The organism is Streptomyces subrutilus (assembly GCF_008704535.1).
Taxonomy (GTDB): domain Bacteria; phylum Actinomycetota; class Actinomycetes; order Streptomycetales; family Streptomycetaceae; genus Streptomyces; species Streptomyces subrutilus.
The window spans coordinates 2,193,096-2,209,891 of the sequence record NZ_CP023701.1; the positions used below are offsets into that span (position 1 = coordinate 2,193,096).

Below are 16,796 nucleotides of genomic sequence, written 5' to 3' on the forward strand. Positions count from 1 at the left end.
GGTGCCCGTCGGGCATTCCGGGTGCCACTACCGAGGACCGGCGGCGTGGGGAGGGCGCTCCTCCTCTTCAGTTGTGCACGTCCCTTCAGGCCCGCTGGGGCCTGCACGCTTCCCGGACGTGCGCGTGCGTCCCGTCCAGACTACAAAGGGTCCGGTCCGGTCCGCACGTACGGCAAAGGGAGCGGCCCCCTGAGGTGGGAACCGCTCCCTTCACGGCGTGCTACTTGGCGCCGGCCGCACCGCGGCGGATGCCGAGGCGCTCGACCAGCGCACGGAAGCGCTGGATGTCCTTCTTGGCCAGGTACTGCAGCAGACGGCGGCGCTGGCCGACCAGGATCAGCAGACCACGACGGGAGTGGTGGTCGTGCTTGTGGGTCTTGAGGTGCTCGGTCAGGTCCGAGATGCGGCGGGACAGCATGGCGACCTGGACCTCGGGGGAGCCGGTGTCGCCCTCCTTGGCACCGAACTCGGTGATGATCTGCTTCTTCGTAGCGGCGTCGAGCGGCACGCGTACTCCTCGTGATGGGTCTTCGTAGCCACCGAGTGCCCCAGGTCTGAGTCTCTGGGGAGCTTCCGTAACTCGGGAGGCGGGGTCCGCTGAGCGCAGCCTCCAGAGGGAATCCGGGGGCGCGTACACAAACGGCCGTCACCCAGCGTACCAGCCCGGCGCCGGCTCCCGTCTCAGCCGGTGAGCGAGCGGACCCGGGAGTAGACGTCGAGCACGGCCAGGGCCAGGGGCACCAGGCTGAGCAGGACGGCGGCCTCGGTGAGGTCGAGGAGGCGTCCCCAGAAGGGTGACAGACCCTTGCGGGGGATGACCAGCGCGATGCCGGCGAGCAGGGCCGCTCCGGCCACCACCGCCGCGGAGAGCCACAGCGTCCGTACGGCGAGGTCGGCGGCGAGGGGGCTGGGCGGGCGCAGGGCGAGGCCCAGGACGAGCAGGGCGGTGGCGGCGAGCCCGGCGGCCAGGGCGCACACCACCTGGGAGGTGTAGCGGAAGAGGCGGGCGCGCAGCAGCAGGGCCAGGCCGGTGGCGAGCGCCAGCAGGCGGCCCCAGGTGCTGTCGGAGAAGCCGAGGACGGCGGCGGAGCCGACGGCGACCGCGGCGCAGCCTGCGACGAGTCCGAGGAGCATCTCGTGGCCGCGGCGGGCCTGGGCGGCGATCTGCTCGGCGTCGAGGGGGGCGCCCGGGTCGTGCGGGTCGGCGGAGGGCTCGCCGTACGGCTCGGTCTCGTAGCGGTCGGGGGTCTCGTAGTCCTCGGTGGCGCTGCGCGGGGCGGCGTAGCCGATGGGCAGGCGGGCGAAGCGGGCGGAGAGGCCGGGGAGGAAGGCGACGAGGCCGATGGCCGCGGGGGCGCAGACGGCGGCGGTGGCCGTCGCGGAGGCACCGGTGGCGATGGCGGCGAAGGTGGCCAGGGTGCCGGTGGCGGCGACGAAGGTGGCCGCGACGAAGGGGGCGTCGCCGCTGGGGGCGAGGGCGACCAGGGCGACGGAGGCGACCAGGACGCAGGCGCAGCCGAGCAGGAACTGCAGCCGGCCGGGGCCCTGGCCGGCGGCGGGGGCGATGATGCCGGAGCCGGCGATCAGCAGGTGCGGGAGGGCGGCGAGGCCGAGGGCGGCGGCGGAGCCGCGGTCGCGGTAGATCCGGGCGCGGACGCCGGCGACGGCGGTGAGCAGGACGCCCGCGGAGCCGGCGATGACGCCGGGCAGGCCGTGCATGTCGTGGCGGAGCGGGTCGGCGTACCAGAGGACGAAGCCGAGCATGGTGAAGAGGAGCGCGGCGCCGGCCAGGCCCGCTCCGCGCAGCATGTCGTCGCTCCAGCGGTGGCGGTCGCGGACGACGGCGGAGGCCACGGCGTCGGACACGTCGTCGAAGACGGCGGGCGGCAGGGAGGCGGCGAAGGGGCGCAGGCTGAGCACCTCGCCGTCGAGGACGTGCTGGGCGGCGAGGGTGCGGGCGCCGTCGAGGACGGTGCCGGAGCGGCGGACGAGGTGGAAGCCGGTGGGGGCGCCGACGGGCTGGGTCTGGCCGGTGAGGCGCAGGAGTTCGGGGTAGACGTCGGCGACCGCGATGTCCTCGGGGAGCGCGACGTCGATGCGGCTGTCGGGGGCCACGACGGTGACCCTGCAGAAGCCCGTCGTTGCGGCCGTACTCACCTGTGTGACCCCCCTGGTTGCCGCCCGCGACGGCGGGCGGTTCGCGGATGCGCATGGCGCGCGCGTCACCCTACCGGGCGGCTGCCGGATCGCCGGCACGTAGGATCACCGTCGCGCGCAGGACACCCCCTCCGCGCCCGGGACTTGGGGGAGCCGGTCGCGGCGCCCCGTCCGTCGTCGAGGGATTGATGCTCCGGTGAGCCAGATCGTCGTCAAACGCCCGCCGCGGTCGCTGCCGGCCGACGTGCCGTCGGACGAACTGCGGCTGGAGGCGCCGCCGGAGCTGCCGCGGGGACAGCAGGAGGGCATGCTGATGCAGCTCCTGCCGATGCTCGGCATGGGGTCGTCGGCGGTGTTCTTCTTCATGCCGGGTGCGATGCCGATGATGCGCATCATGGGTGCGCTGATGCTGGTGTCGACGCTGGCGATGGTGATCGCGCAGGTGCTGCGGTTCCGCAGGGGTACGCAGGGGCACATGGCCGATGTGCGCCGGGACTACCTCAGATACCTCGCGCAGACGCGCCGTCAGGTGCGCCGGACCGCGCGGGCCCAGCGGGACGCGCAGTTGTACCTCCACCCGGCTCCCGAGCAGTTGTGGTCGGTGGTCGCGGAGGGTTCGCGGCTGTGGGAGCGGCGGGTCGGCGACCGGGACTTCGGGCAGGCCCGGCTGGGGTTGGGCGCGCAGCAGCTGGCGACGCCGCTGGTGGCGCCGGACACGGCGCCGGTCGACGAGCTGGAGCCGCTGACGGCGGGGGCGATGCAGCGCTTCCTGCGGGTGCACTCCTCGCTGGACGGGCTGCCGGTGGCGGTGTCGCTGCGGGCGTTCTACCACGTGACGGTGTCCGGGGAGCCGGAGTCGGCGCGCGGTACGGCGCGTGCGCTGGTCGCGCAGCTGGCGACGCTGCACTCCCCCGAGGACCTGGTGGTGGCCGTGGTGGCCGGGCCGGGCGCGGTGGCGGCGTGGGACTGGACGAAGTGGCTGCCGCACGCGCAGGTGCCGGGCCAGGTCGACGGGGCGGGGACGAAGCGGCTGTTCGGCGACGACCTGGCCGAGCTGGAGGCGCTGCTGGCGCCGCGGCTGGAGGGCCGGCCGCGGTTCAGCCGGGAGGTGTCCCCGGTGCTGGACCAGCCGCACCTGGTGCTGGTGCTGGACGGCGGGATGGTGCCCCCGGACTCGGTGTTCGCGGCGGCCGAGGGCTTGCAGGGCGTCACGATCGTCGAGGTGGTCGGGGGCGAGCTGGACGAGCCGCGCGGCGGGCTGTCGGTCGTCGTGCGGCCGGGCCGGCTGCGGCTGGAGTCGGGTGCGGGGGTGGCGTACGAGGGCGTGCCCGACACCCTGTCGCTGCCCGCGGCCGAGGCCCTGGCCCGGCAGTTGGCGCCGCTGCGCACGGGCGGCGGGGACGACGACGAGCCGCTGCTGGCGAACCTGGACTTCACGGACCTGCTGAACCTGGGCGACGCGGCCGCGGTGGACGTGGCGCGCACCTGGCGGCCGCGGTCGGCCGGTGAGCGGCTGCGGGTGCCGATCGGGGTCGGCGAGGACGGCGCGCCGGTCATGCTGGACCTCAAGGAGGCCGCGCAGGAGGGGATGGGGCCGCACGGGCTGTGCGTGGGCGCGACCGGTTCGGGCAAGTCGGAGCTGCTGCGCACGCTGGTGCTGGGGCTGGCGGTGACGCACACCTCGGAGACGCTGAACTTCGTGCTCGCCGACTTCAAGGGCGGTGCGACCTTCACCGGCATGGGGCAGATGCCGCACGTGGCGGCGGTCATCACCAACCTGGCGGACGACCTGACGCTGGTGGACCGCATGGGCGACTCGATCCGCGGCGAACTCCAGCGGCGGCAGGAGCTGCTGCGCTCGGCGGGCAACTACGCGAACGTCCACGACTACGAGAAGGCCCGGGCGGCGGGTGCTCCGCTGGAGCCGCTGGCCTCGCTGGTGCTGGTCATCGACGAGTTCAGCGAGCTGCTGACGGCGAAGCCTGACTTCATCGACATGTTCATCCAGATCGGTCGCATCGGCCGGTCGCTGGGCGTGCACCTGCTGCTGGCCTCGCAGCGTCTGGAGGAGGGCAAGCTGCGCGGGCTCGACACGTACCTGTCGTACCGGATCGGGCTGCGGACGTTCTCGGCCGCGGAGTCGCGGACTGCGATCGGCGTGCCGGACGCCTACCACCTGCCGTCGGTGCCCGGTTCGGGCTATCTGAAGTTCGGTACGGACGAGATGACCCGCTTCAAGGCGGCGTACGTCTCGGGCACCTACCGCGCGGCCGGCCCGGACCTGTCGGTGGGGCTGTTCCCGGTGGAGCGGCGGCCTGCGCTGTTCACGGCGGCTCCGGTGCCGGTGGTGTACGCGGCGCCGGACCCGGCGCGGCTCGCGGCCCGGTCGGCGCGGGCGGACGACGCGCTGGCGGACACGGTGCTGGACGTCATCGTGGGCCGGCTGGAGGGGCAGGGGGTGCCGGCGCACCAGGTGTGGCTGCCGCCGCTCGACCAGGCGCCGCCGCTGGACCAGCTGCTGCCGGCGCTGGCGCCGGGCGCGGAGCGGGGGCTGCACGCGGAGGGGTACACGCGGCCCGGCGGGCTGGTCGTGCCGCTCGGCCTGATCGACAAGCCGTTCGAGCAGCGGCGCGAGGTGCTGTACCGGGACTTCTCCGGTGCGGCGGGCCACATGATGGTGGTGGGCGGTCCGCAGTCGGGCAAGTCGACGCTGATGCGCACGCTGATCTCGTCGTTCGCGCTCACCCACACCCCGCGCGAGGTGCAGTTCTACGGGCTGGACTTCGGCGGCGGCAGCCTGTCGTCGGTGTCCGGGCTGCCGCACGTGGGCGGCATCGCCTCCCGGCTGGACCCGGAGCGGGTGCGGCGCACGGTCGCGGAGGTCGGGGGCATCCTCAACCGGCGCGAGGAGTTCTTCCGCGCGTACGGCATCGACTCGATCGGCACCTACCGGCGCCGCCGGGCCGCGGGCGACCTGCCCGGTGAGGCGTGGGGCGACGTCTTCCTGGTGGTCGACGGCTGGGGCACCTTCCGCGGCGAGTACGAGGGCCTGGAGCAGGTCGTCACGGACATCGCGGCCCGCGGTCTGGGCTACGGCATCCACGTGGTGCTCACGGCCGCCCGGTACATGGAGGTGCGGGCTGCGCTCAAGGACCAGATGCTCAGCCGGCTGGAGCTGCGGCTCGGCGACGTGATGGACTCGGAGTTCGACCGGAAGGTCGCGGCGAACGTCCCGGCGGGCATGCCGGGCCGCGGCCAGGTCGCGGAGAAGCTGCACTTCCTGGGCGCGCTGCCGCGGATCGACGGCTCGCACGAGGCGGCCGACCTCTCCGAGGCGACGGCGGCGTTCGTGGAGGCGGTGCGGCAGAACTGGGCGGGCCCGGCGGCGCCCGGCGTGCGGCTGCTGCCGCGGCTGCTCCACGCGGACCAGCTGCCCAAGGGCGGCGAGCACCCCGGGCGCGGGATCGCGATCGGCATCGACGAGACCGGGCTGGAGCCGGTGTTCGTCGACTTCGAGTCGGACCCCTTCCTGCTCGTGTTCGGCGAGAGCGAGTCGGGCAAGACGAACCTGCTGCGGCTCATCGCCAAGCAGATCGCGGAGCGCTACACGCCCGACCAGGCGCGCCTGGTGGTGGGCGACTACCGGCGCGGCCTGCTCGGGGCGCTGCCGGAGGAGCACCTGCTGGAGTACGCGCCGATGGCGAGCTCCCTGCAGATGCACATGGAGGCGCTGGGCGGGGTGTTCTCGCGGCGGCAGCCGCCGACCGACGTGACCCCGCAGCAGCTGCGCGACCGCAGCTGGTGGACCGGTCCGGACGTGTACATCCTCATCGACGACTTCGACCTGGTGGCCACGAGCCAGGGCAATCCGCTGGCGCCGCTGGTGGAGTTCCTGCCCTTCGCGCGGGACACGGGCGTGCGCTTCGTCATCGCGCGCAACTCGGCGGGCGCCTCGCGCTCGCTGTACGAGCCGTTCATGCAGCGGATCAAGGAGCTGGGGGCGCAGGGGGTGGTGCTGTCCGGCGACCCGTCCGAGGGCGACCTCGTGGGCACCGTGCGGCCGCGTCCGATGCCTCCGGGCCGGGCGTACTTCGCCTCGCGCCGGCGGGGCACCTCGCTGGTCCAGCTCGGGCGGATGCCGGGGATGTAGCGGGGCGGAGCCCGATCGGGCGGAAACCGGCTCGGGCAGCCGTTCCGCCACCGATAATCGGCGTGAAGACCGCGCCACCGAGGGAAGGGCCGCACATGGGCACCCAGCAGGAGAAGGACGAGCTGTACGCGCTCGACATCAGCGGTGTCGAGTGGGAGGGCCCGCCCGGGACCAGCCCGGACGAGGAGCGGGTCGAGATCGCCCGGTTGCCCGAGGGCGCGGTGGCGATGCGCTCCTCGCTGGACCGGGAGACGGTGCTGCGCTACACGGCGGCCGAGTGGGAGGCCTTCGTGCTCGGGGCCAGGGACGGCGAGTTCGACCTGGAGCGGCACCGGCCGTGAGGCCGCGGCGCCGCCGGCCGCGGGGCCCGGCGGCGTCCGTCCGTACGCCGAAGGGGCGCGCCCGGTGCGGGCGCGCCCCTTCGGCGCGTACGGACGGCGCCGGGTGGCTCAGTAGGCCTCGGTGAACAGGCGCGAGGCCTTCTGGTCCGTGGCGCGGTAGTCGTCCTTGCCGCGCTCGATGAGGACGGCGACCTGCTCCAGCGTCGACTTCATGTGCTCGGCCTTGCCCTTGTACTTCGCCTGGAGCTGGATGTACGAGGCGTGGGCCTCGCCGTCCCAGGTGTCCGTGACGACCTTGAGGGCCTGGTCCATCGCGGCCAGGTCGTCGACGATCTTCTTGGAGACCACGCGGATGCGGTTGGCCATCTGCTGGACGCTCTCGTACTGGACCCGGGTGTGACCGTCGGTGGCAGCCATGTGTTCTTCTCCTTCGCGCTGAGCGGCTGGTCGGATGTCGGGCGGTCAGATGCCGTTGAGGCCGGAGGTGTTGCCCGCGGCGGACGGGACGGCCTTGAAGGCCGCGCGCACGTCGTCGTCCTGGGCGTTGCTCAGGTTCTTGGTCTGCGCCACGGCGTTGTGCAGGACGCCGAGCAGCCGTCGGATCTGGTCGTGGTCCTCGTTGACGGTCGTCTGGGCGCTGACGAACCCCGAGGCACCCACACCGGTCCAGCCGGCGCTCACCGTGGCGAGGATGTCGGCCAGCTCGCGGGCCTGGGTGGTGACGGCGTCGGCCGTTTCGGAGATCTTGTTCTTGGCCTGGACGACCGGATCGTCCGCAAGTCCGAAATTGTTGCTCATCCGAAAGCTCCTCACTTCTCAATTCGCCGGCAGAACCGGCGGATTGCGTGGCGGAGCGGACGTACCGGCGCGGTGTCGGGCCGCGCGACCGGGCATCCCCCTCCGCTCCACGCGATCCCCCGATCACAGTCGTGAAGCCTGCGGTCACTCTAGCCAGTTCATCCGCCCGGCCCAACACCGGTGGGTCGGGCGGCCGTCGGCGGACCGCGGCCGTTCACTGCAAACGGCGCCGCCTGTTCCGGGCATCCCGGACGACGGTGGCGGTGCCCGCGATGACGGCGATCAGGACCGCCGCGATGCCCAGGGCGTACGCGCCGAGCCGCTCCTCGCGCTCCCGGGGCGTCTCGGTCAGCCGGAGCACGGCGGCCTGCGGGGCGGCGGCGGGCGGCGGGCCGGGGTCCGGGACGGGGGGCTTCGGCGGCTCGTGGTCCTGGCCGAGGGCGCGGACCGGGTCCACGACGCCCCAACCCACGTAGTCGTCCCGTCCGTTGACGGTGCGCTCGGCGGTGTTCTGGATCTGCCAGACGATCTGCTGGACGCTCCAGTCCGGGTGCTCGGCGCGGAGCAGGGCGGCGACGCCGGCGACGTACGGGGCGGAGAAGCTGGTGCCGTTGTCGATGCACTGGCCGAAGCCGGGGACGGTGGAGACCATGTCGACGCCGGGTGCCGCGATCCCGACGAAGTCGCCGGGCTGGGAGAACGCGGCCCGTTCGTTGTTGCGGTCCGAGGAGGCGACCGCGAGGACGCCGGGGAAGGCGGCCGGGTAGGTCCTGCGCTTGACGCCGGCGGCGCCGTCGTTGCCCGCGGAGGCGACCACCACGACCTTGGCCTCGATGGCCTTGCGGACGGCGGTGGCCAGGGCGGAGTCCGCGGACAGCTGCGCGTCGGTGTCCTGGGACACGTTGATCACCTGGGCGCCCTTGGCCACCGCGTGGTCGATGGCCCGGGCCAGGGTGCCCGAATCGCCCTTGCCCTGGCCGTCGTTCTGCCGGATCGGGATGATCGTGGCGTCCGGGGCGAGGCCGACGAAGCCGGTGCCGGGCTGCGGGCGGGCGGCGATCAGTCCGGCGACCTTCGTGCCGTGGCCGACGGAGTCGGCGGTGCCGTCGCCCCCTTTCGGATCGACCAGGTCCAGCCCCGCGCCCCGGTCGACCGCCGCGCCGAGCTGCGGGTTCGCCCGGTCGACACCGGTGTCGATGACGGCGACGCGCACGCTCCGGCCCTGCGCGTCCTTGCCCTTGGTCCGGGCCCAGAGCTCGTCCAGGAGCAGCCGCTGGAGGGCCCAGGGGCGGTCCTCGATCTGCTTCTTCATCGGGAAGGTGCACTCCCCCGCCCCGTCGGGGCGCAGCCCGTACGGGGCCCCCGGCGCGCCGGGTCCGTCCGCGGCCTGGGCCGGTGCGGCGGTGAGCGCGACGAGGCCGAGGGCGAGGGCCGGCAGGAGCGGGCGCCGCCCGGCCGCGGGACGGCGGGGTGTCGGTACTCGGTGCATCGGCGCTCTCCTCACGAACCCTGGGGCTGGCGGGCGGAGTTGGTGTCCAGCCGGGGCCCCTTGGAGAGGAACTCCGACCAGGCGATCGGCACCATGGCCGGGGTGACCTCGCCGTAGCCGAGGCGGATCTGCGCCTGGCTGGCCTCGGGGCGGGCCTCGGCGCCCTCCTGCGCCTGCGGGGCGGGGGCTCCGATCTTCGACTGCTCGCTGTCGCTGTCGCCGTTGGCCTGGACCGCGTAGCGCAGGCCGGTGTCGGTGAGCAGGAAGAGGGAGCCGCCGGCGGTGGTCTGCCGGCCCTGGACCTGGGTGTAGAGGAGTCCGGAGCCCGGGGTCACGTACGCGCTCGTGCCGCTGGCGGTGATGTCGACGGGGAAGGCGGAGCCCGCCCAGGTGCTCAGGGTCGCGGCGCCCTGGCCGTCGACCGAGCGCAGGACGTTGCAGACGGTGTCGCGGTGGGCGGCGGAGGCGGCCTGGGGGGCGGTCTCGGTGGCGGTGTGGTTGACGCGCTCCGTCTTGCGCTGCGGCCAGCGCGCGGTGCCCGAGAAGGGCGCGGCGTCCGGGTCGATGGCCTGGAGGTCGATCTCGCGGGGCTTGCCGTGCATGTTGAGGCCGTCGGTCTCGGGCGCCGAGATCAGCAGCCAGGCGACGAACTCGGAGACCGGCGCGACCTTTCCGGGCAGCACCGCGTAGTACTGCGTGCCGGAACCGGTCTGGGCCGTGAGGACCATGCCGACCTTGTCGTCGGCGGCGGCCAGGCCCCGTACGCCGGCGTCGGCGCCCGCCCGCCCGGGCAGCTGCGGGAAGGCGAGGTCGTCGCCGGGGGCGAGGGTGGCCAGCCACTCCTCGGTGACCTGTTGCGGGGTGGCGCCGGTGCCCACCAGGGCGTTGGTCATGGTGCCGGCGGCCTGCGCGCCCTCGGGGAAGCGGTAGCGGGTTCCCGTCGCGTCGACCAGGTAGCGCTCCTTGCCCGGGCCGGTGCTCTGCACGTAGAGCGACTGGGCCGCGCCGACCCGGCGCCCGTCGTCCAGGACCCGCCCCTCGCGCTCGGACAGGACGAAGGCGGCGGTCTGCACGCCGCGGCCGTTGCCGCCGGGCTGCTGGCAGACCGCCCAGCGCTTGGCCCGGCCCGCGTCCTCCTTTGCCGGGAGCCGGTCGGGTGCGTAGGGGATGCCGATGATGGGGCCGCGCGGCGGCCTGCCCTGGTCCAGGACCTTGTCGTCGACCTGGACCACCTTGGGCTTGGAGCCGCCCAGCAGGAGCCGGGCCGAGGCCAGGTTCAGCACCGGGTGCAGCCTCGGCTGGTCCTTGCCGTTGACCTTGGTCGTCAGGACCACGTACCGGGTGGTGGACTGCTTGCCGACGATGACCTGGGTGCCGGGCGCGGCCCAGCCCTTGGGGGCGGTGGGCTTGAACATGCCCCAGGCGCCGAACCCGGCCACGATGAGCGCGCCGACGACCAGGCCCGGGCCGATCGCGCGCAGCGGGCGCGGGGCGCCCTCCTCGGTGCCCGTGGCGGACGGCTGGAGGAACGCGGCCACCGTGCGCCGCTTCGCAAAGGTGTACGCGTTGAGCTCATCACGTCGTGATGCCATGACCGCCTGCTTCTCCCCGCTCGGCCCGGTCGGTGAGTACGGTCCCCGGGCCCCGATGATCGGACCGGGCACCTACTATGCCCCGTGGCGGAGGGCGGGCGGGGGCCGGGTAGGGTGGGGCGGCCGCCCGGCCGCGCCTGAACCGGTGCAATCAGGGCTTGTTGGGGTGGATTGGGGAGGTTCCGGAGCGATGCGGCGGGTGCCGCGCAGCGCCGGAATCCACGGGGTCCGGCCCCGGAAAGGGGAGGTGCGCGAGCCATGGCCACCGCGACGCAACCGCAGACCGGCGGGTCCGCGCCCGTGCGCGGCGGGGTGACACCGCATCCGGAGTCGAGCCCCGGCCGCTTCGGCCCGTTCCGATTGCAACAACTCGTACTCCTCCAGCTGGCCACCGCCGGCCTGTTGGCGGCCTGGGTGGTCGAACCGCTGCTGCTGGTTCCCGCCGGTGTCCTCGCGCTGGTCCTGACCGTCCTCGCCCTCGTCCGACGCCACCAGCGCTCCCTGCCCGAGTGGATCGGCGGGGTGCTCGCCCTGCGCGCCCGGCGGCGCCGCGCCGCCTCCCTGACCGTCCCGGCCGGCACCGAGCCCGGGCTCGCCCCGCTGGTCGAGGCCGATCCGGCGCTGCGCACGCTGACGTTCAGCGACCGCGAGCGCCGGCCGGTGGGGATGGTCGGCGACGGGACCTTCCTGACCGCCGTCGTGCAGGTGGACACGGACGCCACCGCCCTGCGCCCCGACCGGGCGGCGCGGCCGCTGCCACTGGGGCTCGTCCGGGACGCCCTCGCCGTCGACGGCATCCGGCTGGAGTCCGCGCAGGTGGTGCAGCACACCCAGCCGGCGCCCGCCCCGCACCTCCCGGCCCGGTCGATGGCCACCCGCAACTACGCACCGCTGCAGGCCCGGACGGGCACGCCGGCGGTGCGGCTGACCTGGATCGCGCTCAAGCTCGACCCGGAGCTGTGCCCGGAGGCGGTCACCGCCCGCGGCGGCGGCCCGGCGGGGGCGCAGCGCTGCCTGGTGCGGGCGGCGGACCAGCTGGCGAGCCGGCTGGCCGGGGCCGGGTTCACCGCGACCGTGCTGACGGAACAGGAGCTGACGGCCGCGCTGGCCACCTCCTCGTGCGCGAACCCGATGGCCATCACGCAGGCGGGCCGCTCCGCCAGCACGGGTCGGCGTACGGAGGAGACCCCGCGGACCTGGCGCTGCGACGACCGCCGGCACACCACGTACTGGATCGGCCGCTGGCCGCACTTGGGCGGCGGGGCGGCGGCGCTGCCGCAGTTCGTCGCGCTGCTGACCTCGCTGCCCGCGCTCGCGACCACCTTCAGCCTGACGCTGGCGGCGGGCCGCCGGCAGGGCGTGACGCTGAGCGGGCACGTCCGGGTGACCGGCCGCAGCGACGAGGAACTGATCGTCGCACGGCGCGAGTTGGAGCGCACGGCGCGGGGCGTCCGGGCCGGGCTGGTCCGGTTGGACCGCGAACAGGTGCCGGGGCTGCTCGCCTCGCTGCCGCTGGGAGGGGCCCGATGAGGGGCGGTTTCGGACTGGTGGGGCCGCGCCGGGAGCGCCACGTGCTGCTCGCCGAGGAGGTGGACGCGCTGGCGCTGCCCGTCGGGGACGACGGGGTGGTCATCGGCGTGGACGCGGAGGGGCGGCCGGCGGTGCTCGGCGTCAACCGCCCGACCCCGTACGAGGTGACGCTGATCGGCGGCCTGTGGACGGCGCAGGTGCTGGCGCTGCGGACGGCGGCCACGGGCGCGCGGGTGGCGGTGGAGACCGGGCGCGGCCAGGTGTGGTCGGAGCTGGCCCGCGAGGCGGGCGGCGGCCAGCAGTGCGTGACCCTGCACGACGTGGGCCGGGTGCCGCCGCAGGGTGCCTCGGCCGGCAGCCCGGTGCTGGTGGTGCGCGACTGCGGGATGCGGCCGCCGCGCGGGCGCGTGGTGGCGGGTCCGTGGCAGTCGGTGCTGACGCTGCTGCCCTATCTGAGCCCGACCGCGCCGCGGTTGCTCCGGCAGTCCTCGCTGGTGGGGGTGCAGCGGGTTTCGCCCGACGAGGCGGAGCAGATCGGCCGGCTGATGAACCTGCCGCGGCCCGCCGTGGACTCGCTGCCGACGCTGGGCGACGGGGTGACCCTGTGGTGCACGCCCCGGGACCGGCAGTTCGTGATGACCCAGGGGACGGACGCGGAGACGGGCCTGCTGGGCGGGGCGCGCAGAATCGACTGAGCACCCCGGCGCGCCGGGTGCGGCGGACCGGACGGGCCGCGCCGCCCGCCGGGGCGCGCCGCACCGGGGCGGGACCGCGCGCCCGGGCGCCATTAGGCTGAGTGCGGGCGCGGCGTCGAGGCGGGCGCCGGCCCGGTGTTCGACAGACCAGGAGGACCAGTGAGCGGCGATCGGAACGAGAGGCGCGGCGGGACGTGGGACGTCCCGACGGACGACCAGTCCGACGCGGAGCCCGAGATGACGGGCGAGTTCACCATCGACTACACCCCGCCGGCCTGGTACACCCAGGGCTCGGCTCCGGCCGCGCCGGTGTCGGTGCCGGGGCTCCCCGAGGGCAGCGGCTTCGAACCCCACCGTCCGTCGGACGCGGCCGAGCCCCCGACGATGCGGGCGGCCCCGCCCTCCCCCCGGACGCCTTCGGACGGCGCGGGCCTGCCGCCGCTGCCCCCGGCGCCGGGAGCGCCGGCGCCCCTGCCGTCCGCGGCCCCGGCCCACTCCCCCGATTCCGCGCCGTACCAGGGCGCGCCCGCGTACCCGGGCCCGTACCCGGGCTCCGCTCCTCCGTCCCGCCCGGACGCCGGCCCCGCCCCGCACCCGGTCCGGGCGCCGGAGCCGTACCGGGAGACCGCCGCGGCCCCCGAGCCCTACCCGGCACCCGCTCCGGCGGCGGCGCCCGAGGACACGCGGACGCAGGCCGGGCCCGCCGGAGCGCAGGCGCCGGACGCGGGAGCGGAGCCGTACCGCGCCCCGGCACCGGCCTCGTCGCCGGCTCCTCCCGTCCCTCCCGTTTCTCCCGCCGAACCGCAGGCACCGGTCGCGGCCGAGGCGGCGGCCCCGGAGCCGTCCCGCTCGGCCGGCCCGGCGCCCGTGACGGACCGCCCCGAGGAGCCGGCCCCGGCCGACACCGGGGCCGCGGCCGCCGTGCCCTACCCGGGCGCGGTTCCGGTGGCCGGCGGGCCGCAGGCGGCACCCGCTCCGGTCGAGCCGTGGGCCCCCGGCCCCGCCCTGCCCGGGGGACCCGACCGGCAGCCCGCCGACGCGGCCGCCCCGGCGCCGTACCCGGCCCCGTACGACACCCCCGCCGCGGCGGCCCCGGCCTCCCCCGACCGGGCCCCGGCCGACGCGGCCCCCGCCGACGCCGGGCCGCCCGTGCCCGCGCCGTATCCGGCACCGGCTCCGGCACCGGCGCCGGCCCCCGCCGACGCGCCCGTGCCCGGCCCGTACGGGGCCCCGTACGACGCCGCCCCGCCGGCCGACCCGTACGGGCCCCCGCCCCCGGCCGTCGACGGCTCCGCCGGGACCGGGCCGGAGCACGCCTTCGGCGGGCCCGCGGCGCCGCCCGCCCACCCGTACCCGCCGCAGCCCGCCCCCGGCCCGCAGCCCCCGCACCACGACCCCCGCTCCGGCGGCGCGTGGTCCGGCGGACAGCAACCGCACCAGCAGCCTCCGCAGCCGCACAACCCGCGCTATGCCGCCGGGCCGGCCACCGGCGGGGCCCCGCTCGGCTACACGGCCGCCGTCGAGCTGTCCTCCGACCGCCTGCTGCGCGCCAAGCAGAAGCCCAGGAGCCAGAACGGCGCGGGCGTCGGAGGGCTGTTCCGCTTCGGCGGCAAGGCGGCCGAAGCGGAGCGCCAGCGCAAGCTGGAGCTCATCCGCACCCCGGTGATGTCCTGCTACCGGATCGCCGTCATCAGCCTCAAGGGCGGCGTCGGCAAGACCACGACCACCACCGCCCTCGGCGCGACCCTCGCCACCGAGCGCCAGGACAAGATCCTGGCCATCGACGCGAACCCGGACGCCGGCACCCTGGGCCGCCGCGTCCGCCGCGAGACCGGTGCCACCATCCGGGACCTCGTACAGGCGATCCCGTACCTGCACTCCTACATGGACATCCGGCGGTTCACCTCGCAGGCCCCGTCGGGCCTGGAGATCATCGCCAACGACGTGGACCCGGCCGTCTCGACGACCTTCAACGACGAGGACTACCGCCGTGTCATAGAGACACTGGGCCGCCAGTACCCGATCATCCTCACCGACTCGGGCACCGGCCTGCTGTACTCCGCGATGCGCGGCGTCCTGGACCTGGCCGACCAGTTGATCATCATCTCGACCCCGTCGGTGGACGGCGCCAGCAGCGCCAGCACCACCCTCGACTGGCTGTCCGCCCACGGGTACGCGGACCTGGTCTCCCGGTCCCTCACCGTCATCTCCGGGGTCCGCGAGACCAGCAAGATGATCAAGATCGAGGACATCGTCCAGCACTTCGAGACGCGTTGCCGCGGCGTCGTCGTGGTGCCGTTCGACGAGCACCTGGCGGCCGGCGCCGAGGTCGACCTCGACATGATGCGGCCCAAGACGCGCGAGGCGTACTTCAACCTCTCCGCGCTGGTGGCCGAGGACTTCGTGCGCGCCCAGCAGCAGGCCCCCCAGGGCCACTGGGGAGCCCCGCAGGCCCCCCAGCAATCGCACCCGCAACAGCAGGCCCAGCCGCAGCAGCAGCCGTACGGCCCACCGCAAGGCCAGCCCCCGTACCAGCAGCCGGGGCCGCAGCCGCACCAACCGCCGCAGCCCTACGGTCAGCCCTACCCGCCGCCGGGCCAGCCCTGGCAGCAGCCGCCGGCGGCGCCGCAACCCCAGCCCCCGCAACCCCAGCAGCCCCCGCGCGACCCCCGCCTCGGCTGAGGGCCGCGCCGGAGCGCGCCGGCCCGCGGCAACGGAAAGGGCCCGCACCTCCCCTCGGGGGTGGTGCGGGCCCTTCCCTTCGTCCTCCGCCGCCCGACCTGCGCCGTTCGTCCCGGCGCCGGTCTTGCGTCGTCCGGCCGACGGCGCGCATCCGACGGCGCGCGTCCGCGGCCGGGCTCAGTGCCGCGCGTCGTACGCGTCGGTCAGCGCCCGCGCCCGCTTCACGTCGTCCCCGATCGCTTCCAGCAGCCCGTCCAGCGACTCGAACTTCGCCATGCCACGGACGTAGGCGAGGAACTCCACGGCGACGTGCATGCCGTACAGGTCCAGCCCGATCCGGTCGATGGCGTACGCCTCGACGGTCCGCTCGGTGGCGTCGAACTGCACGTTCGTCCCGACCGAGATGGCCGCCGGCATCCGTTCGCCGTCCGCGGTCAGCCAGCCCGCGTACACGCCGTCCGCCGGGATGGCCGTGTGCGGCTGGGTCTCGACATTGGCCGTGGGGTAGCCGAGTTCGCGCCCGCGCTGCGCGCCGCGCACCACCACGCCCTCGATCCGGTGCGGGCGGCCGAGGATCTCGGCCGCGCCGTCCATGTCGCCCTCGGCGACGAGCCGGCGCGCCAGGGTCGAGGAGAACGGCACTCCCCCGCCCGCCTCGCCGCGCTCGACCAGGTCCACGACCTCGACCTCGTAGTCGTAGGTGGCACCCAGCTCGCGCAGGAAGTCGACGTTGCCGGCGGCCCGGTGGCCGAACCGGAAGTTGGGGCCCTCGATGACGGCCCGCGCGTGCAGCTTGTCGACGAGCACCTTGACGATGAAGTCGGCCGGCGACAGCTGTGAGAACTCCGCCGTGAACGGCAGGATCAGCAGCGCGTCCACGCCCAGCCCGGACATCAGCTCGGCGCGCCGGTCGTACGGGGCCAGGATCGGCGGGTGGCTGCCGGGCCGGACGACCTCGCTCGGGTGCGGGTCGAAGGTGACGACGACGGACGGGACGCCGAGCTCGCGCGCCGCGGCCACCGCCCGTCCGATGATCAGCTGATGACCCCGGTGCACACCGTCGTAGGAGCCGATGGTGACGACGCTGCGTCCCCAGTCCTGGGGGATGTCCTCCAAGCCACGCCAGCGCTGCACTGTGACTGCTCCTCGCCCGAACCGTAGAGACGTTGTATGGATGCCGATTGCAGGTCTAAGACTGCCATGCCCGCAGCCGGTGCCCCGCATCGGCGTCGGGGTCCGGGCGGGCGGCTCGGCGGCGACCCACGGCGAAAGCGCCCCCTTGTGCTCCCTCCAGTCACTCCGCGCGCCTGCTCGGACGGGTGAATGTCGGGGTCCGCATGGATAGAGAGCTATCCGAGGGGG

12 protein-coding genes are annotated in these 16,796 nt (G+C 75.0%); 5 read left to right on the top strand and 7 right to left on the bottom strand.

The genetic code is table 11. The features are described 5' to 3' along the window. Window positions 1–220: 220 nt before the first annotated feature. Together rpsO and eccD are read right to left on the bottom strand one after the other, a co-directional pair. On the bottom strand, window positions 221–508 hold the full coding sequence (gene rpsO, locus CP968_RS09275) for a 30S ribosomal protein S15 (protein WP_030718724.1): 288 nt from the start codon (window positions 506–508) through the stop codon (window positions 221–223). A 173-nt stretch (window positions 509–681) separates the two neighbouring features. Next, window positions 682–2,157 carry a type VII secretion integral membrane protein EccD gene (eccD, locus tag CP968_RS09280; protein ID WP_150517552.1) on the bottom strand — a complete coding sequence of 492 codons (1,476 nt, stop codon included), beginning with the start codon at window positions 2,155–2,157 and terminating at the stop codon, window positions 682–684. Window positions 2,158–2,353: 196 nt separating this feature from the next. Here eccD and eccCa point away from each other — a divergent pair, with 196 nt between their 5' ends. Continuing rightward, the gene (gene eccCa, locus CP968_RS09285; RefSeq protein ID WP_150517553.1) at window positions 2,354–6,307 is read left to right on the top strand and encodes a type VII secretion protein EccCa; all 3,954 of its coding nucleotides are present in this window, start codon (window positions 2,354–2,356) and stop codon (window positions 6,305–6,307) included. 95 nt (window positions 6,308–6,402) lie between these two features. After that, window positions 6,403–6,648, top strand: coding sequence for a DUF397 domain-containing protein (locus tag CP968_RS09290; RefSeq protein ID WP_150517554.1), 246 nt, complete (start codon window positions 6,403–6,405; stop codon window positions 6,646–6,648). A 108-nt stretch (window positions 6,649–6,756) separates the two neighbouring features. On the opposite strand, the gene CP968_RS09295 is transcribed toward CP968_RS09290, so the two are convergent. From CP968_RS09295 to eccB, 4 genes are all read right to left on the bottom strand, one after another. After that, window positions 6,757–7,065 (bottom strand): WXG100 family type VII secretion target, encoded by a 309-nt coding sequence (locus CP968_RS09295; protein ID WP_150517555.1) that lies wholly within the window; start codon window positions 7,063–7,065, stop codon window positions 6,757–6,759. Between the two features lie 45 nt (window positions 7,066–7,110). Beyond that, window positions 7,111–7,446, bottom strand: a complete 336-nt coding sequence (locus CP968_RS09300; RefSeq protein ID WP_150517556.1) for a WXG100 family type VII secretion target — start codon at window positions 7,444–7,446, stop codon at window positions 7,111–7,113. 214 nt (window positions 7,447–7,660) lie between these two features. Continuing rightward, window positions 7,661–8,935 (bottom strand): type VII secretion-associated serine protease mycosin, encoded by a 1,275-nt coding sequence (mycP, locus tag CP968_RS09305; RefSeq protein WP_150517557.1) that lies wholly within the window; start codon window positions 8,933–8,935, stop codon window positions 7,661–7,663. 11 nt (window positions 8,936–8,946) lie between these two features. Further along, window positions 8,947–10,527: a type VII secretion protein EccB gene (gene eccB, locus CP968_RS09310; protein ID WP_150517558.1), complete on the bottom strand. Its 1,581-nt coding sequence runs from the start codon at window positions 10,525–10,527 to the stop codon at window positions 8,947–8,949. 258 nt (window positions 10,528–10,785) lie between these two features. Between eccB and eccE the strand changes: the two genes are divergently transcribed. The 3 genes from eccE to CP968_RS09325 all read left to right on the top strand — a co-directional run bounded on the left by eccE (window position 10,786) and on the right by CP968_RS09325 (window position 15,434). Next, window positions 10,786–12,057, top strand: coding sequence for a type VII secretion protein EccE (gene eccE / locus CP968_RS09315; protein WP_150517559.1), 1,272 nt, complete (start codon window positions 10,786–10,788; stop codon window positions 12,055–12,057). Continuing rightward, entirely contained in the window at window positions 12,054–12,752 is a 699-nt protein-coding gene (locus CP968_RS09320; RefSeq protein WP_150517560.1) for a hypothetical protein, read from the top strand. Before eccE ends, CP968_RS09320 begins: the two co-directional genes overlap by 4 nt. 159 nt (window positions 12,753–12,911) lie before the next feature. Continuing rightward, complete coding sequence (locus CP968_RS09325) at window positions 12,912–15,434, top strand: SCO5717 family growth-regulating ATPase (protein WP_189828963.1); 2,523 nt, start codon at window positions 12,912–12,914, stop codon at window positions 15,432–15,434. 177 nt (window positions 15,435–15,611) lie between these two features. Here the strand turns inward: CP968_RS09325 and CP968_RS09330 are convergent, their stop codons facing one another. Further along, window positions 15,612–16,568: a bifunctional riboflavin kinase/FAD synthetase gene (locus CP968_RS09330; RefSeq protein ID WP_150517561.1), complete on the bottom strand. Its 957-nt coding sequence runs from the start codon at window positions 16,566–16,568 to the stop codon at window positions 15,612–15,614. Between the last annotated feature and the right edge of the window lie 228 nt (window positions 16,569–16,796).